Origin of the sequence: Sulfitobacter noctilucicola (genome assembly GCF_000622385.1) — a bacterium.
Lineage (GTDB): Bacteria > Pseudomonadota > Alphaproteobacteria > Rhodobacterales > Rhodobacteraceae > Sulfitobacter > Sulfitobacter noctilucicola.
This window is the reverse complement of the sequence record NZ_JASD01000006.1, coordinates 66,588-91,330: the sequence shown is the minus strand read 5'-3', so window position 1 is coordinate 91,330 and position 24,743 is coordinate 66,588. Positions and strand designations below refer to the sequence as shown.

Annotated in this window: 28 protein-coding genes; 10 read left to right on the top strand and 18 right to left on the bottom strand. The window is 59.8% G+C overall.

Going from position 1 to position 24,743, the window contains the following annotated elements; genetic code table 11:
- Positions 1 to 2: 2 nt before the first annotated feature.
- Positions 3 to 2,003: a type IV secretory system conjugative DNA transfer family protein gene (locus tag Z946_RS0102760; RefSeq protein WP_025054216.1), complete on the top strand. Its 2,001-nt coding sequence runs from the start codon at positions 3 to 5 to the stop codon at positions 2,001 to 2,003.
- Positions 2,004 to 2,158: 155 nt separating this feature from the next.
- Here Z946_RS0102760 and Z946_RS0102755 read toward each other — a convergent pair whose 3' ends face one another.
- Together Z946_RS0102755 and Z946_RS0102750 are read right to left on the bottom strand one after the other, a co-directional pair.
- Positions 2,159 to 2,665 (bottom strand): PIN domain-containing protein, encoded by a 507-nt coding sequence (locus Z946_RS0102755; RefSeq protein ID WP_009815557.1) that lies wholly within the window; start codon positions 2,663 to 2,665, stop codon positions 2,159 to 2,161.
- Positions 2,662 to 3,783 (bottom strand): XRE family transcriptional regulator, encoded by a 1,122-nt coding sequence (locus tag Z946_RS0102750; RefSeq protein WP_037969027.1) that lies wholly within the window; start codon positions 3,781 to 3,783, stop codon positions 2,662 to 2,664. The genes Z946_RS0102755 and Z946_RS0102750 overlap by 4 nt, the downstream gene beginning before the upstream one ends.
- A gap of 66 nt (positions 3,784 to 3,849) precedes the next feature.
- Here Z946_RS0102750 and Z946_RS0102745 point away from each other — a divergent pair, with 66 nt between their 5' ends.
- The 4 genes from Z946_RS0102745 to Z946_RS0102730 are packed head-to-tail and all read left to right on the top strand — an operon-like array spanning position 3,850 to position 6,795.
- The gene (locus Z946_RS0102745) at positions 3,850 to 4,074 is read left to right on the top strand and encodes a DUF2188 domain-containing protein (protein WP_009815559.1); all 225 of its coding nucleotides are present in this window, start codon (positions 3,850 to 3,852) and stop codon (positions 4,072 to 4,074) included.
- Positions 4,075 to 4,100: 26 nt separating this feature from the next.
- Positions 4,101 to 5,126, top strand: coding sequence for a CBASS cGAMP-activated phospholipase (locus tag Z946_RS0102740; protein ID WP_233486458.1), 1,026 nt, complete (start codon positions 4,101 to 4,103; stop codon positions 5,124 to 5,126).
- A complete protein-coding gene (locus tag Z946_RS0102735) occupies positions 5,123 to 6,322 on the top strand; it encodes a nucleotidyltransferase domain-containing protein (protein ID WP_025054214.1) in 1,200 nt (399 codons plus the stop codon). The genes Z946_RS0102740 and Z946_RS0102735 overlap by 4 nt, the downstream gene beginning before the upstream one ends.
- Complete coding sequence (locus Z946_RS0102730; protein ID WP_025054213.1) at positions 6,322 to 6,795, top strand: type II CBASS E2 protein; 474 nt, start codon at positions 6,322 to 6,324, stop codon at positions 6,793 to 6,795. Before Z946_RS0102735 ends, Z946_RS0102730 begins: the two co-directional genes overlap by 1 nt.
- Before the next feature lie 115 nt (positions 6,796 to 6,910).
- Here the strand turns inward: Z946_RS0102730 and Z946_RS0102725 are convergent, their stop codons facing one another.
- From Z946_RS0102725 to Z946_RS0102660, 15 genes are all read right to left on the bottom strand, one after another.
- Positions 6,911 to 7,990, bottom strand: a complete 1,080-nt coding sequence (locus Z946_RS0102725; RefSeq protein ID WP_025054212.1) for a TrbL/VirB6 family protein — start codon at positions 7,988 to 7,990, stop codon at positions 6,911 to 6,913.
- A gap of 6 nt (positions 7,991 to 7,996) precedes the next feature.
- A complete protein-coding gene (locus Z946_RS0102720) occupies positions 7,997 to 8,401 on the bottom strand; it encodes a hypothetical protein (RefSeq protein ID WP_025054211.1) in 405 nt (134 codons plus the stop codon).
- Positions 8,398 to 8,586, bottom strand: coding sequence for a hypothetical protein (locus Z946_RS0102715; protein WP_009820227.1), 189 nt, complete (start codon positions 8,584 to 8,586; stop codon positions 8,398 to 8,400). Before Z946_RS0102715 ends, Z946_RS0102720 begins: the two co-directional genes overlap by 4 nt.
- Positions 8,583 to 9,569: an ATPase, T2SS/T4P/T4SS family gene (locus Z946_RS0102710; RefSeq protein WP_025054210.1), complete on the bottom strand. Its 987-nt coding sequence runs from the start codon at positions 9,567 to 9,569 to the stop codon at positions 8,583 to 8,585. The genes Z946_RS0102715 and Z946_RS0102710 overlap by 4 nt, the downstream gene beginning before the upstream one ends.
- A gap of 4 nt (positions 9,570 to 9,573) precedes the next feature.
- The gene (locus Z946_RS0102705; RefSeq protein ID WP_025054209.1) at positions 9,574 to 10,953 is read right to left on the bottom strand and encodes a TraB/TrbI/VirB10 family type IV secretion system protein; all 1,380 of its coding nucleotides are present in this window, start codon (positions 10,951 to 10,953) and stop codon (positions 9,574 to 9,576) included.
- Positions 10,950 to 11,645, bottom strand: a complete 696-nt coding sequence (locus tag Z946_RS0102700; RefSeq protein ID WP_025054208.1) for a TrbG/VirB9 family P-type conjugative transfer protein — start codon at positions 11,643 to 11,645, stop codon at positions 10,950 to 10,952. Before Z946_RS0102700 ends, Z946_RS0102705 begins: the two co-directional genes overlap by 4 nt.
- A gap of 1 nt (position 11,646) precedes the next feature.
- The gene (locus tag Z946_RS0102695) at positions 11,647 to 12,300 is read right to left on the bottom strand and encodes a VirB8 family type IV secretion system protein (RefSeq protein ID WP_025054207.1); all 654 of its coding nucleotides are present in this window, start codon (positions 12,298 to 12,300) and stop codon (positions 11,647 to 11,649) included.
- 114 nt (positions 12,301 to 12,414) lie between these two features.
- Entirely contained in the window at positions 12,415 to 13,224 is an 810-nt protein-coding gene (locus Z946_RS0102690; protein WP_025054206.1) for a type IV secretion system protein, read from the bottom strand.
- Positions 13,224 to 14,378 carry a lytic transglycosylase domain-containing protein gene (locus tag Z946_RS0102685; protein ID WP_025054205.1) on the bottom strand — a complete coding sequence of 385 codons (1,155 nt, stop codon included), beginning with the start codon at positions 14,376 to 14,378 and terminating at the stop codon, positions 13,224 to 13,226. Before Z946_RS0102685 ends, Z946_RS0102690 begins: the two co-directional genes overlap by 1 nt.
- The gene (locus Z946_RS21645) at positions 14,368 to 14,535 is read right to left on the bottom strand and encodes a hypothetical protein (RefSeq protein ID WP_169736903.1); all 168 of its coding nucleotides are present in this window, start codon (positions 14,533 to 14,535) and stop codon (positions 14,368 to 14,370) included. The genes Z946_RS0102685 and Z946_RS21645 overlap by 11 nt, the downstream gene beginning before the upstream one ends.
- Entirely contained in the window at positions 14,532 to 16,889 is a 2,358-nt protein-coding gene (locus tag Z946_RS0102680) for a VirB4 family type IV secretion/conjugal transfer ATPase (protein ID WP_241461291.1), read from the bottom strand. The genes Z946_RS21645 and Z946_RS0102680 overlap by 4 nt, the downstream gene beginning before the upstream one ends.
- A 7-nt stretch (positions 16,890 to 16,896) precedes the next feature.
- Complete coding sequence (locus Z946_RS0102675; protein ID WP_008327373.1) at positions 16,897 to 17,175, bottom strand: VirB3 family type IV secretion system protein; 279 nt, start codon at positions 17,173 to 17,175, stop codon at positions 16,897 to 16,899.
- Positions 17,168 to 17,461, bottom strand: coding sequence for a TrbC/VirB2 family protein (locus Z946_RS0102670; protein ID WP_025054203.1), 294 nt, complete (start codon positions 17,459 to 17,461; stop codon positions 17,168 to 17,170). Before Z946_RS0102670 ends, Z946_RS0102675 begins: the two co-directional genes overlap by 8 nt.
- A complete protein-coding gene (locus Z946_RS0102665; RefSeq protein WP_025054202.1) occupies positions 17,458 to 18,078 on the bottom strand; it encodes a lytic transglycosylase domain-containing protein in 621 nt (206 codons plus the stop codon). Before Z946_RS0102665 ends, Z946_RS0102670 begins: the two co-directional genes overlap by 4 nt.
- Before the next feature lie 43 nt (positions 18,079 to 18,121).
- Positions 18,122 to 18,475, bottom strand: a complete 354-nt coding sequence (locus tag Z946_RS0102660; protein ID WP_025054201.1) for a hypothetical protein — start codon at positions 18,473 to 18,475, stop codon at positions 18,122 to 18,124.
- 225 nt (positions 18,476 to 18,700) lie between these two features.
- On the opposite strand from Z946_RS0102660, the gene Z946_RS0102655 reads away from it, so the two are divergent.
- The 5 genes from Z946_RS0102655 (at position 18,701) to Z946_RS0102625 (ending at position 24,281) form a co-directional block, all read left to right on the top strand.
- Positions 18,701 to 18,940, top strand: a complete 240-nt coding sequence (locus Z946_RS0102655; protein WP_174416544.1) for a hypothetical protein — start codon at positions 18,701 to 18,703, stop codon at positions 18,938 to 18,940.
- 124 nt (positions 18,941 to 19,064) lie between these two features.
- The gene (locus Z946_RS0102650; protein WP_025054199.1) at positions 19,065 to 19,322 is read left to right on the top strand and encodes a helix-turn-helix domain-containing protein; all 258 of its coding nucleotides are present in this window, start codon (positions 19,065 to 19,067) and stop codon (positions 19,320 to 19,322) included.
- A 792-nt stretch (positions 19,323 to 20,114) separates the two neighbouring features.
- Entirely contained in the window at positions 20,115 to 20,777 is a 663-nt protein-coding gene (locus Z946_RS0102640; RefSeq protein WP_025054197.1) for a L,D-transpeptidase, read from the top strand.
- Positions 20,778 to 21,362: 585 nt separating this feature from the next.
- Entirely contained in the window at positions 21,363 to 23,705 is a 2,343-nt protein-coding gene (locus tag Z946_RS0102630) for a heavy metal translocating P-type ATPase (RefSeq protein WP_025054195.1), read from the top strand.
- A gap of 66 nt (positions 23,706 to 23,771) precedes the next feature.
- Positions 23,772 to 24,281 (top strand): L,D-transpeptidase family protein, encoded by a 510-nt coding sequence (locus tag Z946_RS0102625; RefSeq protein ID WP_037969026.1) that lies wholly within the window; start codon positions 23,772 to 23,774, stop codon positions 24,279 to 24,281.
- On the opposite strand, the gene lspA is transcribed toward Z946_RS0102625, so the two are convergent.
- Complete coding sequence (gene lspA / locus Z946_RS0102620) at positions 24,272 to 24,739, bottom strand: signal peptidase II (protein WP_025054193.1); 468 nt, start codon at positions 24,737 to 24,739, stop codon at positions 24,272 to 24,274. The two genes, Z946_RS0102625 and lspA, sit on opposite strands and share 10 nt — an antisense overlap.
- Positions 24,740 to 24,743 lie beyond the last annotated feature (4 nt).

The window sequence follows — 24,743 nt, the reverse complement described above, 5'->3', positions numbered from 1 at the left end:
CCATGGGAAAGGCGCGGATCGCGGCCGGTGTGTTTCTCGTCACGCTTGTGACCGCCGCCATGGGCTATACTATCGTCTCGGCGGTACTGACCTACCAGGATCTCGGCTTCGGGGCTGAGATCGACTTTGCCTACATCGCGCAGAACTATCTGACGATCCGCGATCGCCGCCCCGAGGATGCCCAGCTCATCCATCTGATCATCGGCAGCTTTGCCGCCGCCGGCCTGATGCTGAGCCTCGCCCTCTCGGGGTCCGCCCTGACACGGTTTGGCCAGACCCATTGGCAGACCGCGCGTGAGATGAAGGCCAACGGCTTCTTCGGGGCGCCCGGTACGGGGTTCATCCTCGGCAAGCTGGGGCCGCCGGGCTCCCGCGCCAATTACATTTGCTCCAAGGTCTTCCCGCATGCGCTGATCGTGGCCCCCACGGGCCGCGGCAAGACCACGGGCTTTGTCATTCCGAACCTGCTGACCTGGCAAGGCTCCGCCGTGACACTTGATGTGAAGGGCGAGTGTTTCGAGGCCACGGCCCGCCACCGCGCTGCCCAAGGCGACAAGGTGTATCGCTTTGCCCCCACCGATTGGGAGGGCAAGCGCACGCATCGCTACAACCCGCTCCTGCGTATCTTCGAGCTGAAAGATCCCGCGCGCCAGCAGATGGAACTGCAGCTCCTGGCGACGCTTTTTCTGCAAAGCGACAACGACCGCGTGCAAGGCCTCCTCAAGGGCGGGATCGATCTCTTCGTGGCGGCAGGGCTTTTGGCCTTCCAGCGCAAACGTCCGACCTTGGGCGAGATCTACCGCATCGCCGCCTCGGGCGGGAACAAGCAGAAGGAGTATTTCGCACGGGGCCATGAGGTCGACAACAGGGCCGCCAAGCTGATCTTCACGCGGTTGGCTTCGACCAACAATGACACCCTGACCTCTTACGTCTCGCTCCTGATGACCTCGGGGCTCGATCAATGGCAGAACCCGGCCATCGATGAGGCGACGGCGGCGTCGGATTTTGATTTCCGAACGATCCGCAAGAAACCCTTCTCCGTCTACCTCGTGGTCCAACCGTTGATGGTGAAGCCGCTGGCGCCGCTGATCCGGCTCTTCTTTTCCGATCTCCTCTCCGCCATGCAGGAAAAGGACCCCGGGCCGGATGAGCCCTGGCCCGTGATGATCATGCTCGACGAGTTCAATCGTTTGGGCAAGATGCCCATTGTGGTCGAGAGCATAGAGACCCTGCGCACCTATCGCGGTCACCTGGCCGTGGTCACGCAAACGATCCCAGCCCTCGATGAAATCTATGGCGAGAACACCCGCCGTGCCCTGCAGGGCAATGCGGGCGTGAAGCTCTACCTTACTCCTTCGGATGAAAAGACTGTCGAGGAGCTGAGCAAGGCGGTCGGCAAGACCACGAAGACCGTGGTCACTCGCTCGCAGTCTATCGGCAAGAACCCCTTTGAAGGGCGTAGCCAATCCACACGGACCGAAGAGAGCTCTCTGCTCCCCGAAGACGAGGCGCGCCGCCTGCCGCTTGATGAGATCGTTATGGTCATCGATGCGCAAATGCCTGTCCGTGCAAAGCGGATTCAATATTTTGACGACCGGCTCTTCAAGGCGATCCACGCGGCGCAATCAGGCGAGTTGCCGTTTCCGAAGCCGGGGGGAGGGGGATCGCAGGGCAATCTCCCGTTGAGCGTGCGCGCCATGCCGATGACTCCGCCTTCGAACGGACCAGGTGGGTCTGACGCCGTTGTGGAGACCGCACACCAAGATGCTGGCAGCCAAACGTCAAAGCAAACCGACGTCGCTCCAAAAAAGACCGCGCCTGTCGTTCAAACCGTTATCGCCGAGGAACAGCGCCAGATGGAGATGGATTTTGGAAGCCAGGTCGCCGATGCAGAGGCAGCGAGCGTAGCTGATGAGGCGCAGATGCGCTCTGCAGTCGATGGCTTGGACGACATGGAAGCGATGCTGCGAGAGGAGGATGGTGAAAGGCTGGTTGCGCGATAGGGTGGCGGGCATGGCGACCTGCGCGTAGCTTCCGTAACGCTGAATGTCACAAACGATGCTTTTTGACGCCGAAAAAAGGGGCTGGTTTGCATGACCGTTCGATCTTTCGCTCGGAACGTCGTGGGCAGGGTCCAGCCATCTCCACCTTGTTCAGATTATGCCCCGAGACGGCGCAGCCGCTTGTCGATCTCGGCGGGGGGTAGGAAGACCGCCTCATCCGCCCGCCAGATTTGCAGGGCGGAGACAAGAAGCCCGACATCGCAGGCTTCGGCGGCGTGCAGCTCGTCGATGATCCAGAGGACGCCATGAACGCGCACCGCGCGAGCGGTGGCGACCTTGCGTAGAAGGTTGTCGCCGGTCAGGAGGATGCCGTTTTCCTGGCAGGTTGTCGTCACGAGGGCGAAGCAATCATTGGCCGACAGGCGGCTATGTTCCCGCTTTAGAGCGAAAACCCGCGCGACCTCTTCCCCCGGCAGATCGTAGGTGGCGAGGCCACCGTCTTCGAGCATCCGCCATTCCTGCGCCGTGAAATCGAGCAGCTCCTCCTCACGGATGGGCAGGGGCACGATGAAGCGATAGGGCAGCCGCAGCAGGACGTGCAGCAACTCTCCCTTCTTCAAGTCGATCAGACAGGACGCATCATTGACGACAACACAGGTCACTGGTCACGAGGCCCCCTGATGTCGCGTTCGACAACGCTCAAGGGGAGCCCGAGCATCTGCGCCGCCCGCACGGGGGAAATCATCTCCTCGCCGAGGGCGCGCCAGACGAGGCGCTCGAAGCGCTGCGGCTTCTCGAAGGCCGCAAAGCCCTCGCCTGGACCGATAGGCTCCGGCTCCTCGCGCCGCCAGCTTCGCGCATAGGTCTTGAACGCATATTCCACAGCGCTCTTCGACAGGATGCCCACCTGGCCGAGCCGCACGAGCATCGCGGCGGCGGAGACGCCATAGGTGCGCTTGAGCCGCATGATCTCTATCCAGGTCATGCCGTGACGGTTTCGGCCAGCTTCCTCTTCCAGATGCTCACGCGGAATGAGGAACGCCCCCGCGAAGCGGTGCATCGAGGGCTCCTTTTTCAGTGCGGCATTGCCGGTTTCGGTGATGATCCGGTGCGCGAGTTCGTGGGCGAGGTTGAAGCGCTTGCGTTCGACATTGGTGTGCCGCGAGACGACGATCACCTCAGTCGGTGCGCCCTCCGCCCGTTCGACATGACAGGCCAGCCCGTTGATGCGTTCCGGGAGATCGGCCTCGATGACCTTGAGTCCCTTGTCTTCGAGCAGGGCGGTCATACTCGGGATCGGGTCGATCCCAAGCTGCCACTCGCGCCGCACGTCCCGCGCCTTGGCGTCGATGGCCTCTTCATCGGCCACCATGTCCACGCGCAGCGCGGCGAAGGGGTCTTCAGCGGGGTGCATATCGAGGATGTTCTCGATGGCGAGATAGTCTTCGAGCTTCTCGATGACGATGGATTCCGCCATCGCGCGATCCTGCGCCGAGGCGGTCGAGTTCTTTCGCCACTCGACGCTTTCCAGAGCTTCGACCTGACCGCCGAGCAGGAAGTCCAGTGACACGCCGAGCGCCTTGCCGAGGCCGACCAGCACTGACGAGGACGGCATCATCTTGTCCGCCTCGTATTTGCTGATGGCCTGCGCTGACACGCTTGGGGTTACGCGCTCCGCGAGCGCTTGCATGGATAGACCCGCCCGCTTGCGGGCAAGCCTGAGTCTTTGTCCGAACATGATCCTCTCCCGGCGGTTATTGTTGTGGTTGATAAACGCCATTTCTTCCTGTATATTTAAACACAAGGTTGTCGCATCGTCAACCGAAATCGACACGTGAGGCTTGAAATGTCTAAGAAAAATCAGCATGTTGTGCCGCATGAAAGCGGTTGGGCAGTGAAGGGGGCGGGTAACTCCCGCGCGTCTTCCGTCCACGGCACGCAGCGCGAGGCCATCACGGCCGCGCGGGAATCCGCCATTCGTCAGGGCAGCGAGATGCTGATCCACGGCGAGAACGGTCGCATCCGCGAGCGCAACACCTATGGCAAGGACCCGTATCCGCCGAAAGGCTGAAGGGCATAAGCGGAATGGATGTCAGGATGAGCAACGGTGGGAACAACAGGCAGATACGTCGCATCCTCTCCATCGACGGGGGCGGGATTAAGGGCACGATGCCCGCTGCATTCCTCGCGGGGCTCGAGGAAGATCTGGGCCAGCCTATTGGGCGCTATTTCGATCTCATCGCGGGCACATCGACGGGTGGCATCATCGCACTCGGCCTTGGCCTCGGCCGCACGGCAAAGGAACTGCTCGAGCTTTACGAGCGTCGCGGGCCTGTCATCTTCGGTCAGGACAATGCGGATGATGAACCGCTGGGGAGGATACGGCAGGCATGGCGCACCCTCACCGCCACAGGTCGGCACGTAGTCGGTCCAAAGCACGATGCGGCAATTCTTGCCCGTGAACTCAAGGCCGTTCTCAACAACGATCTGATCGGGCAATCACAGACCCGGTTGGTGATCCCGGCGTGGGATGCCGATCTCCGCAGCCCTTATATCTACAAGACCGCGCATCACACACGCCTGCAAACCGATTATCGCAAGACTGCGCTTGATGCCGCCCTGGCTACGGCAGCGGCACCTACGTATTTCAAGCGACATCGCACTGCTGATGATATTGGCCTGACCGATGGCGGGACATGGGCCAACAATCCCACAGCCATTGCTGTCGTCGAAGCCATCACTCTTCTGGGGTGGCATCCGTCAGACCTGCGCATTCTGAGCCTGGGGTGTCTGGACGAAGTCTACATGCTGCCCGAAAGTCCAGGGTTTGCCGGACTCGGCCTCAAAGTCCTCAACCTTTACGCGGATGGGCAATCACACGGCGCCCTCGGCATGGCAAAACTCCTGACGGGACACCCTTACGATGGGGATCGCATCTACCGCATTTCGCCGTCTGTCCCGAGCGGGTTTTTTACCTTGGATGACACCACGAAGATCGGCCGCCTCAAGGGCCTCGGTATGTCAGAAGCCCGAAAAGCAAAGCCCCACCTGACCCCGATCTTTTTCACCCAGCCTGCCGATACCTTCGTGCCGGTCTATCAACTCAAGGAGAAAGCGGCATGAATCAGATGTTGCGACAGCCGCTGACCGACTGTGATATTCGGCGGCGCATGCAGATATTCACCATCCTGGACGAGATAGGCGAGGATCTGGACCTCACTGAAACCCAGTTTGATCGTGCGCGCCAGAGCTATGGTGCCGTCGGAGACTGGCTGTCCGGTTCAACTGATCCCCTACTCGTCAGTGTTCTGGTCTATCTCCAAGGGTCCAGTGCGCTTGGAACGGCCGTGAAGCCAATCGGGCGGCGGGAATTCGATGTCGATCTGATCTGCTTTTGTGCAGGTATCGCGTCTGGCATCTCACCAGCGACCCTGAAGGCGGCGGTTGGAAACCGGCTCAAGGAACACGCCACCTATGTGCGCCTTCTCGAAGAAAAAAAGCGTTGTTGGCGTCTCAACTATGCGGGGGACTTCCACCTCGACCTATCCCCGACGATAGCAAACCCGGTCTGCGGCAACCGGGGCGAATTGGTGCCCGACCGGGCTCTGAAGGAATGGCATCCGACAAACCCGCGGGCCTACAAGACCCTGTTCGATGAGCGCGCCGCACTCCGGCCTACCTTTGTGGGCAAGTTTATCGCCATGCAGCGGGACGAGGCGACGGTGGAGCCGTTCCCCGTCCGAGAAGCAGTGAAAGGCATCCTGCGCCGCATCGTGCAATTGCTCAAACGGCACCGCGACGTTTTTTATCAGAACAACACGCAAGACGTGGCCCCGATTTCCGTTATCATTACCACCCTTGCGATGCAGTCCTATGCCTATTGCGTGCGCAACCACGTCTTCCATGACGAAATGGATCTGTTGGTCGAAACGATCAGGATGATGCCGCACTTCATCGACCGCCCCATTCTGGACGGACGGCGGGGCTATGCCATCCTGAACGAGACAACCAACGGGGAAAACTTCGCCGACAATTGGAACAAGGATGAACGCCGGGCACCAGCATTCTATGCGTGGCACGCACAAGCTCTGTCCGACTTTGAAGTCCTTCGCGATGCTGTTGGTCAGGACCGTGTGTCATTGAACATGGAGCGTTCGTTCGGTTCCGGTGTCACCGGACGGGTTCTCGGCAACCGCGTCAATGCGGTGTCGGATGGTCGCAAATCGGGTCTGCTTTCTGTCGCACCTGTGGTCGGGCTGACGACATCGAAGGTCGCAGCATCAACGACCGTGCCCACAAATACGTTCTTCGGTGATTGATGATAGGACGAGGCGGGCAATACGACCTGACCCTGTCGCAGCAGCTGCTGTTCCTGAAGGCAAGCCCGACTATCAGTGGTGTGGGGCAGGTCCGCGCAAACAAATTGACATGGCAAGAGCCTATACAACCGACCGCCTTGGCGCGCTCCTACCTTGCCACTATCACGTTTCAGCCGGGTCAAACGCCCGGTGTTCAGATAGACGACCCGGATCTGGAGTTGCTGGCGGCAGGGCGTCCTTTGCCTCACGTCTACAGAGATCCGCTGCGCCTTTGTCTTTATCTTCCAGGTGCCAGGGAATGGGACGCGCGGAAGCGGATCGACCAAACCATCATTCCGTGGACTTACCTTTGGCTCTATTATTTCGAAGATTGGCTTTGGTCAGACGACTGGAAAGGTGAAGGGCAACACCCCGGCGAAGAGCCTGAGCCAGTTGGCAATCGAGCGATGCGCAGGGCCGTGGCTCGGTGCTGAAATTGTCCATTCGTTTTTGGCCACGTGCCTTGTGTCGCGAGGGGTCAACCGTTTAGCGATGACAAAACCCGCGGCGAAACCTTTGCGGTTTTGGCAAGTTTTTGGCACATGGCTGTCACCGCCTGCCCAACCTACCGAGTCTTGAAAGCTGTGCCAGCATTCGGGCGCCTGTTCCGTTTGCGTCACCCGGACGAGCCGCAGTTGGCCCTCCAGCAGTATTTGGTCGGCTCGGCAAGGCTTGCACGCCAAAGAATTGTCGCGCTCGAAGGGCTGCGTATTCAGCCCCAGTTGCGCCACCGATGGCATAGCGATTGTAAACTTGTTGGCTACCTGCAAGCCCTCTGGCGAAGGCATAGCTTCCCCCGAACCCGGCCGAGAGTGCTGGCATCATGATGTTTCCGGAAATCGCCCGAACCAAGAAAGGCGTTGCTATGATGAAACCCTTTGCCATCAGCACCATCATGAAAAATGGGATAAGGGCCCCTATGTTCGAGGCTCCCTCCGGGTCGCCCAGCTCGGCAAGAAGCGCCCGAGAGACCCCCGTGATCGTCGCGAACACGCCGGCGACTACGATCGGATACATCGCGAATGAAATGAGCGCGGATAACCAGCGCGCGAAATAATCCTTGGTCACCTCGAACAGGGTCAAGAAGATCATCACTGGCGCAATGCCAATTAGCAGAGCGATCATGAGCCGCGACGCCACAACAATGAACGCCGCCAACCCGCCAAGAATCGAGAGCAGCAGAACCCCAAGTGTATCAAGCAAGGCACCCGCCATCCAGTTCAGCTCAGATCCCGCAGCATTCAGATAGTCCCCGAGCGCTGCAATCAGTTCGTCAAATTCCTCTGCAAAGGTACCGGACGGACCAGGTGATCCGCCGCCGACAGAAGCCACAAGTGCCCCGGCAATGCTGTCAATTCCGTTCAGTATTGCTGAGGCAAGCGCATTGAACTGGACCCAGTTGGCCGCGAAGACCCCTATAAGTCCGACCTTCACGGCCAGCCAAAAGGCAGTTCGGCCGTCCATGGCGCGATACTGGTAGATCATGTTGATGAAGACCAGAATGACAACTAGTGTTGTGCCCAGAACCAGCAACGTGCCGACCGTTGCTGCGACCGCACCAAACTGAGTTTCGGCAGCGGTATCTAGATACCCTTCGGACGTTTCCACGAAGTAGGTGACGACACTCATGGATTGCTACCAGTTGCCAGCTGCTACGCAGATTGGCATGGCGGCGCGGCGCAGATCATTTGCCTGTCGTCGGTATTCGGACGTCGCTTCGACAACGTCCCAGTATTTAGATGAAGCATAGCGCTCTGTGTAGAAGCGTACGGCGTCCTCCCAAGTTGGATACCGTGTGGGACAGTCGCAGTTTTGCGAGTCTACGACGCGCTCCATGCTTTGAGCCCGATATATCTGTTGGATCAAAAGGCGCTTATAGGATTCGCGCACATTGATGTTCTGCATCCACTTCGGCTCAGGTGGCTGGTCTGGGCAAACATTTGGGTGGTTGTCGAGCGTCGGGATCAGGTTCCGCTCGGCTACGCCAGCAGTTGTGCCAAAGATCAAGAGCAGGCCAGCGACTGCAATAGCCCGTGTCATTCCGATGCCGCCTTCATTGTACCAGTCTCACGCTTCAAGAAAGTGGTGTAGCCGTAGTCGCCGGCTTCGGCGGTGATAACCTCCCACCCTTCCGCGCCGCGCTCATTCAAAGCACGTCGCACCTCGTCGTAGTCCTTTTGCTTCTTCACCGGAAAGAACAGGATGTCATATTCAAAGGTTTTCATGGGGAAGTTCCAATCTCAGTTGCGCCGGGGAGGTAGAATTCGGTGATGCCGCGTTTGCCGTCATGGCGACCGGCCTGGATGATCACGTCAATGGAATTCTCAATGTACTGGATCATATCGGTATAAGTCATCGGGATCTCGGTCTTGAGCGCCGCGATGGCCAGGCGCTGCACGGCGAGTTGCGGGGTCTCGGCGTGTAGCGTGGTCATGGACCCGCCATGGCCGGTGTTAATCGCCTCGAGGAAGGTCATGGCCTCCTTGCCGCGCACTTCGCCGAGGATGATCCGGTCGGGACGCATCCGAAGTGTCGCGGTGAGTAGTACATCGGCGGTCTGGAGTTCCGCATCGCGATTGGCGATGAGGGTCACGGCATTCGGCTGGGTCGGCAGAAGCTCGGCGGCTTCCTCGATGGTGACGATGCGTTCCTCGGATGGCACATGAGAGAGGATCTTGCGCGCGGCGACGGTCTTGCCGGTGGAGGTGCCGCCCGAGACGATCATGTTGAGCTTGTTGTCGACGCAGAAGGCCAGGGCATCGTCGATGACGCCAGACGCCACGACCTCGCGCAGTTCCCGGGTTTTCTCGAGGCGGAGTTCTTCCAGCTTGCGCTCTTTGCCATAGAGGAAATCAAGCGCGATCCCGTCGAGCGGCAGGCTCGAGAAGAACCGCAGGCTGATCGACATCGCCGAGAGCACGGCAGGCGGTGTGATGACCTGTGCCCGGATCGGGCGGCCCTTGTACGTGATCGAGACCGAGACGATCGGGCGGTCCTTGCTCATGGTGGTATTGGCGGAAGAGGCGATCTGGTTGCCGAGGTCTTTCACTTCCGTTGCGGTCAACGCCTGATCAAGCCTGCGCATGAAGTGATCGCCCTGGAATTCTCCCCAGCAGCTGCCGTCAGGGTTGATGCAGATCTCGATGACATCGTCCCGGGCGGCGGCGTCGATCCGATCAAGCGAGGTTTGGAGATAGCTCAGCGACATGGACTCAGAAGATCTCCAGATCGCGGTCGACCATGACCGTCACGCGGGCGCCTTGGTCGACATAGATAACGGGGCCGATGGAAAGATAATCGCCAATCACGCTGTCCGTGGCATCGGCAAGATCATCGCCCACGTCTTCGAGCAAATCCGCGGCGGTCTCGTCTTGGACGTTTGCAGCGGCGGCGCTTGGCGCGGCGGAGATCAGCGAAATCAACGCCGCTGAGCCAAAGCGCTCATCAAACCGGGTGTCGACAAAGCCGGTCACGCCGGAGCGCCCCAATTCGTCACCCCCGAAAGAGCTGATCTGGATGGTCTGGTTGTCGGGCAGGATGATCCGGTCCCAGGCGATGGTGACCCGGCGCTGCGCGATATCGACGCCTGAGCGATAGCGCCCGATGAGACGGGACCCGCGCGGGATCAGGAGGCGGGAGCCATCGAAGCTGTAGATATCTTCGGAGACAACTGCCCGGGTCTGGCCGGGCAGGGAGCTGTCGAGGGCGGTTTCCATGACGGCCTGGATCATCGTGCCCTGGATGATGGTGTTGGACGGGTTGGCGATGACTTCTGCCTGCGTCACCGACGTGGGAAGCGCGCCGTTCAGCACGAAATCCGTCACCTCGCCAAACGTGCGTTCGGTTAGGGCCGTCTCATTCGCACCGGATGCACCTCCAAAAGCGATCGTCGGCGAGGTGATGCGGCGCTCCTGGAATGCGCGTTCCTCAGCCGCGCGGCGTTCGAGTTCCGCCAGCCGCCGTTCCTCCTCCTCCCGGCGCAGGCGCTCTTCTTCCCGCGCGCGCAGCTCGTCCTCTGTGGGTCCGACAGGTGCGGGAATGGGACGGTTGGCCTCAAGCTGCGCGAGTTCGAGGTCCATGCGGAGTTGCTCGAGCGCGCGGTCGCGCGCCGTGAGCTCATCGCGAAACTGCTGTTGCGCGGCTTCTGACGCTGCTTGCAGCGCCGCGATTTGGGCAGTCAGCGCATCGATGGCTTCGGCGGCAGCCGTGTCTTCCTCCACGACGGGCTCGGGCGCGTTGCGCAATTCCTCGATCTGGGCCTGAAGGGCGGTAAGCTGCGCCAAAAGCTCGGCGTTCGGTTCCACCGGTTCCGGTGCGACCAGAACGACTTCAGGTTCGGGTGGGGGGAGGGTTTCGATGGCGCCGAAGCCGTCGCCCTCGTTCTGGAACACGTCCGGTGTCGCTGTGGGCAGGGCTTCTTCTTCCTCGGGTTGCGACAGTAGATAGAGCAATGCACTGCCTGCCCCGATCACGAGGACGACGACTAGTGCGAGCAGCGGCGAGCGTCGCGGGGCAGGGGGCGAACCTGCGCCTTTGCCTTGTTCGAGAGCCGCGAGACGTTTCTCGAGGTCTGCGTTTCCGGTGTCACTCATGAGCCTACCCCCGCAGGCGGTGTGACCTCGATACAGACCACCTCGTCACCGATCCGCAAAACCCATTGCCTGTTCACACCTGAGACCCGGATCACGCCGTCATCGGTCGCTTGGGTGTTGACTGTCCGTTCGCGGCCATTCGTGTAGCGAAAGATTGCGGGCACCGGCGCATTCCGCGGAAATACGAAATACGTGAAGGTCCCGTCATCCCAGACGCGGGTCGGGGTGAATTCAGTGCGCGCGCTGGCACTGTAATTGTAGTTCGGGGCTTGGGCCGCGATGGCGCGTGTGGGCCGCACATTGTCTTCGGGGTAGCGGAACTGCACCACGTAAAAGGTCGGGCTGCGGGTCTCCTGGACGTTGAAGTAGTAGCTGCGGCGGTTGGTATAGACCGTCACATTGGTATGGACGCCGCGCGCAACGGGCTTGATCGCGAAGGCTTGCCCGCCTGGCACGCCATCGATCTCGAAGCCCTCTGTGTCCCCTGCGATGATCGAGCGGATGCTTTCGCCCTCGCCGAACTCGACCGTGGTCACATGGGTGAGCGACACACTGAGGCGGTAGACCTGGCCTTCCTGGTAGGTGGCCAGCCGCACCCGATTGTCGTTGGGTCCGCCGCGCGGGATCGCTTCGGCATGGGCGAGGACCGGCAGCAGGGCAACTAGGCCAGCAACAAAGAACTTACTGATCAAACTAATTCTCCAATCTGTCGGAGCGGATGGAATATTCGAGCACGGTGAAGCCGAAGGGGTTGGTCCAGACCTCATCGATGGAGCGGCGGGTCTCGGGACGGAACTCGAAGAGCAGCGTCGCAGTGAAGAGGCCCGTCTGGACGCCATTGATGGATGTCAGGCGCTTGCGCAGGCGAACCGTGGCGCGGTTCGTTCCAATGCGATTGATGCTGAGGATTTCCACATCGAGCCGGGCATTGGGGCCATAAACCGTCGGCGGGTAGGTCTCGTTGGCGCTGTTCCAGATCTGGCGCAACCCTCTCTCGGCCGCACCGTCCGAGCGGCGCAGAACACTGCGGATGCGCAGATCATTGTCGAGCTGGTTGTAAACCTCTCGGTCGGTAACATAGCGGAAGACCTCCGCCTCGATGATGGCCTGGTTGGCGGTGACCGACGTCGCGCCCACCGAAGCCTCGGGCAGGGCAAAGCCGGTGGCGGGATCATAAGGCACGACCACAGGCGGCGGATCGACATCGAGGATCGCGACAGCCGCCGCGCTCAGGCATCCGAGAATGCCGAAGATGAGCCCGATGAGCCCAAGGCGCTGCCAGAGCCGTTCACGACGCAGCGCGCCATAGACCAGCTCTTCTTCGATGATTTCCTGTTCACTCGCCACGCGTCACACCTCAGCTCGGCGTTTCGAAACAAGCTGAATCGGTTCTTCGCTGCCTCTCGCTTCGCTCGTACGCGAAAACCGATGTTTGATTTTCTGGGTCAATTTCGAAACGCCTTAATCCGCACGCAACTCGGGAAGTGTGAAATCCATGAAGCGCTGCTCTTCAGCGATGGTGGCGGCATCGATCACGCCGCCTGTACCGTCGCCCACGGTCTGCACGGCTTCGAGCTGCCACATGGCGACGAGCGCAATGGCGAGTTCCGCCGTCACGCGCGTGTTGAGATCCACGCTTTCCTTGAGTTCATCCATTTCATCGATCAGCCCGACGAGCCGGTCGACACGTTCGAGTGATAGGCCGGCATCTTCGTAGCTGTTCTGGGCCGCCGCCGAGACGAGCGCGCCGGTTGTGGCTTGGGTCGCCACTCGGTTCGCGCCCGGATTGCCGCTGGTGGCCATTTCCGAAAGCGTGTCATCGTCAAATCCGAGATCGGCCAGGACCCGGTCCATCTGGGTTTCGATCTCGCCCGCGCCAGAGCCCGAGAGGCCTGAGAAATCGCCCGTCTTGATGGCTTCAATGGTGGCGAGGATGTCTCCGAACTCCTGATCGAGCAGGCCGTTCAGCTCGTCCTCCATCTCGGTACGGATGATTTCTGGAAGTTCGGCAAGACGGGTCAGCGCCTCGTAGGTTCTTTGCAGCTCCGCGAGTTGGTCCGTGAGTGTCGCAAGCTGTTCGCGGAGCTGCGTCAGCTGCTCGTTTTGCAGGATCTCGTCTTCGATCATCTGCCGGAGCTGCTGGATGTTTTGCGCGATGTTCTGGGTGTCGACGACGGGTACGCCCTGCGCTGCGGCGGGGGCGGGAGTGGTGAAATGCAGGCCAATCCCAAGTGTCGTGGCCAAAGCCGTCTTCATGAGTAAATGTCCCATCAGTCTATCTCCCTGATCGTGAATTCCATGAACGCGCCCTCGGCCATGCGGGCGCTGACCTGTGCCAGTTCCTCGGCGGAGAGGACGCGGGTGCGCGCCGCCTGTAGCCGGATGCGGGCCGCGACGAGACGCACGAGTTCGGCGCGGGCATAGGTGTTGAGCGCGATGCTTTCCTGCACGTCTTCCGTCTCAGAAATCCGCTGGACGATGGCTTGGATGCGCAGGGCGGCTTGCCTGATCGCGGCGGGTGAGTTGTTGCCATAGAAGGCCGCACCATGCCCGGTGATCGAGAGGTTGGCATTGGCCAGCAGAGCCGGGTCGATCGTACCGAGCGCTTCGATCCCGCCGATGCGGCCCAGGTAGAGATTGTAGCGTTCGGGGATGACCTGAACGTAGTGCTGGGTCTCGCGGAAGGGTGGCACGCCCCCATATTCGAACACGCGACCGGGTCCGGCGTTGTAGGCCGCGAGGGCGTTGATGATATTGCCGTCAAAGGTGTTGAGCTGGGCTGCCAGATACCGCGCGCCGCCATGCACCTGCAGGTAGGGGCTGTCATAATATTCCGGGTTGATACCAAGATCGCTGGCGGTGCCGGGCATGATCTGGGTGAGGCCAAAAGCGCCGACCGGCGAGCGGGCGCCGATGGTGAAGCGGCTTTCCTGCCAGATGAGAGCCTGCAGCAGGGCTCGCCATTGGACTGGGGAGAGGCCCGCGCGGCCCACGCCCGCTAATCCGCTGGTTTCCCGGGCGACGCGGATGATGAGCTGCTCGATGTTTTCCGCCGCATCGCCAAACATCTGTGCGCCGCCGGGATTGGGGTCGATGTCGGCATTGCCATAGACCGCTTCGACGGAACGGGCTGGATCGCCGCTTCCGTTTTCCAGCCCTGAAACCATCGCGGGTAGGCCCTGACCGCCGAAGCTGGTTTGGGCATCGAGGATGCGTTGCAGGGTTTCCAGTTGGTCGCGTTCGATCTCGGCAATGAGTTCGCGCACGGCAAGCTTGTCCGCCTGCAGGGCCAAGTCGGCCTCGCGATCGCCGGTCTCAATGATATCGCGCGCGGTCAGCCCGCTGTCATTGGTCGGCACACCTTGGGACAGGGCGAGACCGGGCAGCAGGCAAAGGGCCAGGATATGGGGCAGGCTAGACTTCAATGTCGCCCCCCGGCGCGCCAAGGGGTGTGAAGGTGCAATCTGGTGCGACGGGTGCCGTCGAGGCGAGGAAGGTAAAGCAATTGGCCTGCGGTTCCTGGTACTGGGCGCATGAGGCCAAAGCGCCGAGCGCGGTGAGAAGAAACAGAGTACGAATCATGAAAGCCTCCAAAAGTCTGGGCGGTCGCGGTAATCGGCGCCGACGAGCGCCTCGCCTTTTTCCATGCCGCCGAGGATGGTGAGATTGGGCCCGAGGGCGCTCAGATCGGCATCAATGACGATCGAGCCCTGGTCGTCGCGGATGAGGGCCAAGCGGCTGTCGCTGCCGGTGTTGAGAAGCACGTCGAGTTCCTTCTCATGGAGGTTCAGCATCGCGTAGTCGGCCGCATGGGCGCGGATGTTCGGAAGCAGGATTTGTGTGGGCACCGCTTCGACGATGGTCTTGCCGGTTCGGGTGCGCTCGAGCTGGCTGGCGTATTGCGTCATCATTACCGCAACGGTGTTCTGCTTGCGCGCGGTCACGAGCCAGTTCGACAGCCGCTCGGCGAAATACGCGTTGTCGAGCGCCTTCCAGGCCTCGTCGATGACGATGATGGTGGGGCGGCGATCCTCGATCTCGCGCTCGACCCGGCGAAAGAGATAGGAGAGGACCGCCATGCGTTCTTTCTCGGCCTCGCTGTCGAGAATGCCGGTGAGATCGAACCCGACGACATCGCCTTCGAGCGAGAACGTGTCTTCCAGCGTCTGCCCGAAGATCCAGCCATAGCGGCCCTCTTCGGTCCACTCGAGCAAACGCTGGTGCAGATCGCCGCCATCGTCGGTGGAGACAAAGAGCGATGCGAAATCCCGCCAGTTCCGTAAGGCGGGGTTCGTGGCCTGCGCGTTCTGGCGCACCACTTCCTGGATGCGGTTGGTCTGTGCAGGCGTGAGCGGTTTGTCGGCACGATAGAGCAGGGTGGCGAGCCAGTCCGAGAGCCAGGCGGTGCCGCGACTATCTGTTTCGGTCCAAAGCGGGTTGAGGCCTGTGGGTTGGCCGGCTTTCAAAGACGCGTAGCGCCCGCCATTGGCGCGGACCGCCATCTCCATACCGAGACGGTAATCGAAGACGAAGATCCGCGCCCCTGCGCGACGGGCTTGCGTCATGAGGAATGCGGAAAGCACCGACTTGCCGGACCCGGGCCGTCCCATGATCAGGGTATGGCCGCTGGTCGGTTCTTTGTCCGGGCTGCCCTGCTCGTGATAGGAGAACCGGTAGGCGCTCTGTTCGGGCGTTGGTAGATAGGTGATGACCTTGCCCCAGGGTGTCTTCGCGGCGGGTTTGCCTAGCTGGGTCCGATGAAACGCCGCGAAATCCGCGAAGTTGCGATTGGTGATCGCACTGGCGCGCACGCGCTTGGGCTGGTTGCCGGGATGCTGGCTGAGGTAATGCGCCTTGGCGGCGACCCGTTCGCCGATCATCTTCACGCCTTCGGCAGCGGCGGCGTTGACGATCTCGGCGCTGAGCGTTTGCAACTCGTCCAGCGTATCGCAGAAGATCGTCACCACCATGTGGTGCTCGCCGAAGCTCTGGCGTTTGGCCTCCAGATCATCGGCGGCGATGTCGAGCGCTTCCATGAGCGAGAGGGCCGCGTCCTGGCTGGCTTGCATCTGACGCTTTTGCCGCTTGATCCGACCCGCCATGAGGTTCGAGTTGATCGGCGTGAAGGAGTGCGTGACGATCATGTCGACCGGCAGGTTCAGCATGTCGAACATGGTGCAGGAGGTGGCTTCGGAGTATTCCCCGATGGTGAAACTCTTCCCAAAGCGATGGCCCACCACGCCTTCGGAGAGCTCGAAGTGATCCCCCTGAAACGTCACGCGGGTGTTGGCGACGTTGAAGGACAGGAAGCCGTAGGTGTTTGCCGGATAGAGCGGCAGTTCCTGGCCGGTGTTCAGCGCGCCCAGAAAGCCGATCAGCTCGCCGCTTTGCGCTGTTAGCACGCGCGGGTTCAGCTCCGTCAGGCCTGACACGAACATACTCACGGCCTCGCCCAACCGACGCAATCGTTTCTGCGTGACCTCCTTGAGACGATCCGGCGCGCTGCGGTTCAGGAACGGCAGGACGCTTTTCGGGGGCGGGCGGTGAATGACCGTGAGGGTCAGGGTTTTGTCGCGCAGCCCGCTTGTTTCGAGTTTCTCGCGCCAGACACGGTCAACTTTCCCCGCAAAGCTGTCCTCGCGCACGGGCTCGAGGTCCGGTGTGATCGCCTTGGAGACCTTGTGGACGTAGTAACTGAACTCCGGCCCCAGCTGCGCGATGATCCGGGCGAAGAGTGCGGTCACCTTATCGAGATAGGCATCATCGGTCGTATAGCTGTTGACCCCGTCGAGACGGATGCACTGGAAAAGCTCGTTGACCCGCGTCCGCACGGTGCGGTCATTGACCAGGCTGACATAAGGCAGCATATGCGCGAGGCGGGTTTCGCGGGCATACCAGTCCGGCGTCATGGTGCGGGGATCGAGCGTTTCGCCCATGGCAGTATTAGGGCGCATAACTGTCCCCGCCATGAATAGAGCGGTTGCGCGTCGGTGGGGTTTCCTGCAGCGCCGTCATCATCACATCTATGAAGCGCGGGTCCCAATCTGCAGCCTTCCAAAGCACAGGGTAGAGCAGGGCGGCCACGCCCAGCACCGCGATGTGCTGGACCCAGACGAACAGGAGCACCGAGCCAAATAGCCAGACCATCGCGTACATGATGGGCAGGCCCAGAAGCTTCGGCGGGCGCACGAGGCCGAGAAAGAGAGGCGAGCGCTCAGCCACCGGCAAAGACCGCAGCAACGATGGTGGGGGCGGCTGCAACTCCGGCGATGCCGACAAGCACCCAGAGTGCCTGCCGCAGATCGATGATGTTGAAGAACCAGCTCAGGAAAACACCGAGCACGGCGAGCGTCGCGATGACGACGCCAAGCGGGCCGGTCAACGCATCGACGATGCCCTGCAATAGGCTCTGGATCGGGGAGAGGTCGATGCTCTGCGCGAGGGCCGGTTCTGCATTGAGCAGGAAGATCGCCAGTGAGGCGACGAATAGGTTTGAAATCTGTCTCATGAATCTGACTCTTCCAATTGGGCCACGACGGCCATGACGCGCGCGACGTGGTTTTGGGTTTCTCGGTAGGGTGGAATGCCGCCATACTGGCGGACCGCATCCGGGCCGGCGTTGTAGGCTGCGAGGGCAAGACGCGGATCGCCGAACGTCTCCAGCATCATCGCAAGGTAGCGGGCGGAGCCGTCGAGGTTCTGAAGCGGATCACGCGGGTCAACGCCGAGATCGCGCGCCGTCGCGGGCATCAATTGACCAAGGCCAATGGCGCCAGCGCTCGAGACCGCATCCTGTCGGTAGGCGCTCTCCACCTCGATATTGGCGCGATAGAGGGTCAGCCACGCGGTGACGGACAGCTCGGCACGGCGCAGGCCGGGATGCCCGGCGTAGCGAAGGGCAGTGGTCTCGATGGCCGCCAGGACGTCCACGCGGGCCAGGGGCGCAGGCCGCGAGAGGGCTGCAAAACGCAACGTGTCAGGTTCAATAGCTAGGTCTTCTTCACCGAGGATTGCCAGCTCATCAGCCGCCGAACCCTGGCCGATGCCGTCGTTGTAGTTGCGCGCAAATCTGTCCTGAGAGCGAGACGGGGTCAGAGAGCCATCGCTCTCCATGACCAGCACCATCTGCGCAGTTGCGGGACCCGCGAGATACCAGACAAGGAGAAGGCTACTTGCTGCTGCCTTTGTCGGTCGCAGCCAGCGTGTGCGTTGTCCGCTGGCCTTCTTCGAGCGGGACATCGGCGTGGGAGAAACCGATCCCGATGAGGAAGGAGACCACGCCCGTGATGGTTTTGAACTCGCGGATCTTGATGTCGTTATAGGTCGTCCGGGTGCGGGCCGTGACCAGTAGCTTCTCCACGCCCTCGTCAGAGACGACACGCATGATCCAGACCCCGTAATAACTCGGGCCCTTCTTGTGTGCCGACTCCTGGCACAGGATTTCAGCGCTATAGCCGCTTTCCACGAGTTCGCGGAAACGTGCTTCCGTAACCACATTTGGTGCTTCGATGTCCCAGTTCATGGCCCGGCTCACGCTTTCTTCAAACACGCAACGCCCGGGCATTCCTACTTGAAGCCCAGTGTTACGATAGTATACTATTAACTGCAATGATATATTGCAGCAGGTACGGCTGTATCTCGGTTACTCAAACTCTAGGCACGGCCATTGGCATCTATCAAGGAAAATAGGGGTTTCAGAAACCTGCGGTTGAGCCGATGGGTGAAGATTCAGGCTGTGGCCTTGCTGATGCTCGCTCCGGTCGCAAGCCAGGCCGGGTCCTGCCTCGCCCCGGTCCGACCGTTCGTTCCAAGCGATTCGCAGGCCGCCCGGGACTATGCTGACATCATCCGGCAGGACTTCGAGGTCTACATCACGGACATTCAGGACTACTTTCGCTGCCTGGAGCAGGAGCGTGCGCGTGCCTTCGAAGAAGCCCGTGAAGTCAGTCAGGACTACGGCCGGTTTCTCGAACTGGTGGGGGATTGATGGGCGATCGGGTGTGCATCAGGCTTGCACCCAACGGAAACCAGACGCCGATAACACCCTCAAATATCTACTTTTTAGATAACAGATTTCATCCGCTAGCGACGTCACAAAAGGTATGTGACGCGTGGCAAAAACAATCAGAACAAATGGCCAGTTGGCGCTCGTCCGTGCGTTGGTTGATGCACGTCAGAATGCGGGTCTCAGCCAGCAGCAGTTGGCGGCCAAGCTCAAACGCCACCAGTCGTTTGTGGCGCGTCTCGAAAGCGGCGAGCGCCGAATCGACGTCGTGGAGTTTACAGTTCTGGCGAGGGTCATTGGCTTTGACAAAGAAGAAGTCTTGTCGATTGTCGAAGCCGCCACGGAGCCCGACCACAGGATTTGACAGCAAAGAATTTTTGGGACGCCTAGCTTCGTGCGTCCTCATGTGAAGTGAGTTCTTTCAGGAAGAGCAATCAGCCAACATCCACCAAGTGCGGCATGCGGTGCAAGCAAGCACCAAAGCACGTCACGCCGCAAAAGAAGAGCCAAAGTGCAGGAAGTCAGTAAACAGTGAACGATGATAAAGGTGAGGGCGTCGCGATCGCCAATCTGATCGGGACCGATGGGTGCAACACTGTTGGTTGGGTTTATCGCTGGAGTACAGGCGGGCATGCGGTGATGTGGGACGTCCACGGGCCCCAGCCGGTGTCGGAAATCCGGCCGGCTCTCACTGCGGAACAGAAGCAGGAAATCGACTTCGACGGATTGAGACGGATCGGAAGAGACGAGGGCGGATAGGCTCCTCAGCTAGCCGCCAGTTCATCTTTGATGGATAGGGTCCGCCGGCATACCGGGCACTGGGCCCGCACGCGGCGAATGGCTGTAAAGAGTCCAGAGTCCTAGATTCTGCACGCCACGCAAATGACCTGAATCCGCTGCACAAAGCTGTCGTTCGACCTTTTTCAGCCCCGATTTAAGGGGAAGCTCACGCCGCCGCCGAGTTTTCCCGAAAGCGGCCACTGCTTGCTGGCCTCCGTCGCGTGACAAAATGTTGTCAGTACGCAAATGCAAATACACGAATTTGTGTGAAGCGAAGATTCTTATTGAACCTCCAGTTGGTGTAGGTTGTACCTGTCTTATGGAGCATGCGGCACATAATACGCAAATTGACTATTAGGACGGAGACAAGTTCAACATGTTGACAAGACGCCATTTCATCGCAACCACGACTGCTCTTTTTTCAGCCCCGCTGGCGTCGCCCGCTTTCGCCAACACATGGCCATCTGCGTCGCAAAAGGCTACCTGGGACGCGCAAGTTACTCCAGAAAACTTCGTTCTTGAGACATCTAACCCATGGGATCTTGCACCGCGTTTCCTGCCGCAACGGGTCGAGGCGCGGGATGGGCTGGTGCCTGGCGATATCCACGTCGATGCTGTCGCAAGATACCTCTACCACATCGAAGAAGGTGGCACGGCGATGCGATACGGCGTCGCGATTGCGCGCGGCAATCTTTATGAACCGGGCACCTATACGGTGCGCCGTCTGGTTGAGTGGCCGCATTGGACACCCACCCAATCAATGATCGAGCGTGACCCTGTGAACGCCCAGTGGGCTGACGGCATGGAGCCAGGTCCGACAAATGCCCTCGGCTCCCGTGCGATTTACCTCTACGTGGGCCAGCGTGATACGTATCTACGTATTCATGGCACGCCTCACCCCAGATCGATTGGGGGCCGCGCGAGTTCAGGCTGTGTTCGGATGGTGATGGCGCATATCAATGCGCTTTATCCAAATGTCGAAATGGGTTCGACTGTATATCTTTACTCCGCTTCGGATAGCGTGCTCTCAACTAGCTGACAGTCAAAGCATCGTCGATCACAGCAAACGAATGAAAATGGCTCTGATGAATTTAGGGCCGTTTTCGTTGTTACGTCTCAGCGGGCTGTTGAATGCAAATGTGACGGCTATCAGAGGTCCTGAGTGGCAGAGGTGTTCTTTCAACCGGGCCATTGTGCATGTACCAAAAGCAATTGTCGTCGGGGCGCAGGAAGGCCGACATAATGTCCTGATTGGGCCCTGCAATTGCAATCACTTCCTCAGGTATAGAACGTGTCGGGCTTGCGGCTTCAGGCTCGGTCATGGTGACCGCGCAAGCGCTCACGAGCGGTATAAGTGTGAATACGGCTGCACTTCGCTTGATCATCTTTTGGCTCCATTTACCTGAATATTGTTGCTTCGCTGATATGATGAAAGCCATACGATATTCAAGCTTTCCCGCCGTCGGCCTCAAAACTTGCTCCGGCGCGATGTTCGAAGGTGACTATTTGAGGCAGGTTTTCGCGGTTCAAACGAAAATCGGACGCGTTGTCATTTTTCTTCTTGAAGCTCTAGTTGCTGTAGCTCGTATCCTAATCAAAATAGTCGCGAATCTGAGGATAACTCATGCCACACGATGCTGCTCATCATGATCACGATCATGCCGCTTCTTCGCCTGATACAGGCACAAGTTGCTACGGTGGTGATGCTGTTCCGCCAACGCAAGTCAGCGCCTCCGACGGGCGTAGTTTCCACGTCAGCGGTTTGGACTGCGCGGAAGAGGTCTCGATCCTCAACCGCGTCGTCGGACCAAAGGTCGGTGGAGCGGAGTACCTCGCCTTTGATGTTATCAACGCGCGCATGACGGTTCTGGATGGTGGGACGAACCCGTCGTCGAAACAGATTATTGATTTGGTTGCTTCAACAGGCATGACGGCTAAGCCGTGGGATGCCGAGGACGCCAGCGCCGATCAGGCTGCACATTTGAAGAAACAAAAGCAGTTTACGATGTTGAGCGGAGGCTTTTGGGCGGCGGGGTTCATTTACCACCTCGTTGAAACCGGGATTGGCGGGGCCATCGGCATCTTTGCCGGCCATGGGGAATCCGCGATGCCAATGGCGGAGGTTGCCTTGTTCGCTGGCGCAATTCTATTCGGTGTGTGGCTGGTGGCACCTAAAGCATGGTCGTCTGCGCGCCGGATCTCTCCTGATATGAACCTGTTGATGGTGGTTGCCGTTGCCGGTGCCATTGGGCTTGGAGAATTCTTTGAGGCCGCAACTGTTGCGTTTTTCTTCTCACTCTCGCTCTATCTTGAAAGCTGGAGCGTCGGGCGGGCACGCAATGCTGTCTCGGCGCTTCTCGACCTCGCGCCTGCGACGGCGCGGGTAATAAACGAGGATGGGTCTGAGACGGATATTCCCGCCGCGGCCGTCGCTGTCGGAACCAAGTTCATCGTGCGCGGTGGGGACCGCATTCCCCTGGACGGAGAAGTTGTCGGCGGGGCGGGAGCTGTCGATCAGGCGCCCATTACGGGTGAAAGCGCTTTGGTGCCAAAAGAGGCGGGCGACGATGTTTACGCGGGCACCATCAATGGTGAGGGCACGTTGACCGTACGGGCAACGATGGCCGCGTCTGACACGGTTCTGTCCAAGATCATTCGCATGGTTGGCGATGCACATTCGCGTCGCGCTGAGGTCGAACAATGGGTGACAAAGTTCGCCCGCATTTACACTCCAGTTGTGATGGTGTTTGCCATTTTCATTGCCTTAATCCCGCCACTTGTCGCGGGCGGCGACTGGGGCTTTTGGTTCTATAACGCGCTGGTTTTGCTGGTCATCGCCTGTCCATGTGCCTTGGTGATCTCGACCCCAGTGTCCATTGTTGCATCGCTTGCGGCATCCGCCCGAAATGGTGTGCTGATCAAAGGCGGGGCCTATGTCGAAGCCCCCGGGCGCACCACTGCGTTGGCAATGGACAAGACCGGTACGATCACCATGGGTGAGCCCGAGGTTGCGGCCATTTATCCGCTTGGTGGCACAACCGAAGCCGAATTGATGGCACGGGCCGTGGCCCTCGAAGCGCGTTCCTCACATCCTCTAGCACGGGCTATCCTTGGCCGTGCAGAGCGGGACGGAATAAAAATCGTCGCCGCCGAGGATACCCGAACCGTCCCTGGGCGCGGCCTTGAGGGTCAAATGGGCGGTCAGTCCATCTGGCTCGGCTCAGACCGGTTTGCCGAGGAAAAGGGTCTTGGCGGGAATATTCCGGCTGATCTGCGCAATCAGATCGAAGGCGCTGGAAGCACGCTTGTGGCGATCGGTGATGCAAACGGCGTCAACGGCGTTCTCGAACTGCGCGACCGGATCCGGCCAGATGCCAAGGGCATTGTCGCGCGTTTGCACGCACAAGGTGTCAAAAAGATCGTGATGCTGACCGGCGACAACGCGGCCACGGCAAGAGCAGTGGCTGCCGAGGTGGGCATAGATGAGGTGCGGGCCGAACTCCTTCCCGAGGATAAGGTCACGGCCATCGAAGAACTGGTGGCGCAATATACGACCGTCGCGATGATCGGGGACGGAGTGAACGACGCACCGGCAATGGCGCGTGCGCATTACGGCATAGCAATGGGCGCAGTTGGGTCGGATGCTGCGATTGAAACGGCAGACATTGCTTTGATGACGGACGATATTGGCAAACTTCCATGGCTGATCGGGCATTCGCGCAGGACCATGTCGATCATCAAACAGAACATCGGGCTGTCCCTTGCAACCAAGGCCGTCTTCGTCGTGGCGACTGCCTTCGGTATGGCATCCATGTGGGGCGCGATTGCGGCAGACGTCGGGGTCTCGCTTCTCGTTGTCGCCAACGCCTTGCGATTGATAGGAGCACGCGACGGCGACCAAGGACCGCGCAGCGGAGAGCAAGTTGGCGAGGAAATGGCAAAAGGCGCGCTGGCACACGGCCATTGATCGGTGAAAGGCAACGCTGTATCCGATAGGCACAACGAACCTCCAAAGAAGAGGCATAGGGCAGTGATGATAACAAGATTACCGAGACGGCTTTTCCTATCTGGTGCGGTGGCTACATTCTTGGCCGGATGCGCCAACAAATTCAGGTCGTACACTGGCCCTGATGTGACACGCCTGCGCCTCTACAAATCTCAACGACTGCTCGTTCTCGATGGCGCGCAGGGTGTGTTGCGCACTTTCCCGGTCGGGCTTGGTTTTGCCCCCGAAGGACACAAGCAATTCGAGGGCGACGGACGCACGCCCGAAGGAACCTACACCATCGATCGCCGAAATCCCGAGAGCCTGTTTCATCTCTCAATAGGCATTTCTTACCCCAATGCCGAAGACCGTGCTTTCGCGGCTGCTCAGAGCCGGTCTCCAGGGGGTGATATCTTTATCCACGGTGGCCCGAGGCGGGGCATTGATCCGACAAATAAGCAGGACTGGACCGCAGGATGTATTGCGGTCACCGATCGGCAGATTGAAGAGATTTATGCCATGGTGCGCGATGGAACGCCCATCGACATTTATGCCTGAAAACGTGCCCTCCGCAGCGGATACAACAAAAGTACCCCCACGCCACACACGACAAATACATCGGCAAGGTTGAAGGCCGGCCAATACAGGCCAGCGATGTGGAAGCTCAGAAAGTCGGTAACGGCTTGAAATCGGAAGCGATCTACGACGTTACCGAGTGCGCCGCCAATGATAGCACCAAGCGCGACAGCTTCGATGTGATTGTCGCTGCGAAAAAGCATCACGCCGAGAACAGTGCATATCACGAGCGCCAATGCCGACAGTCCCCACCAAGGCATGCCCCCGAACATCCCGAAGCTAACCCCATCATTTTGAACATACACAAGGTCGAAAATGGGTAAGATTTGAATGCCGGTGGCAAACGAGGATGCGTTGTCCATGACAAAGAACTTCGTGACTTGATCCACGAAAAGAGCGATCAACACTGTAGTCAGGCCGGGAAGGATGAATATCTTCATCGTT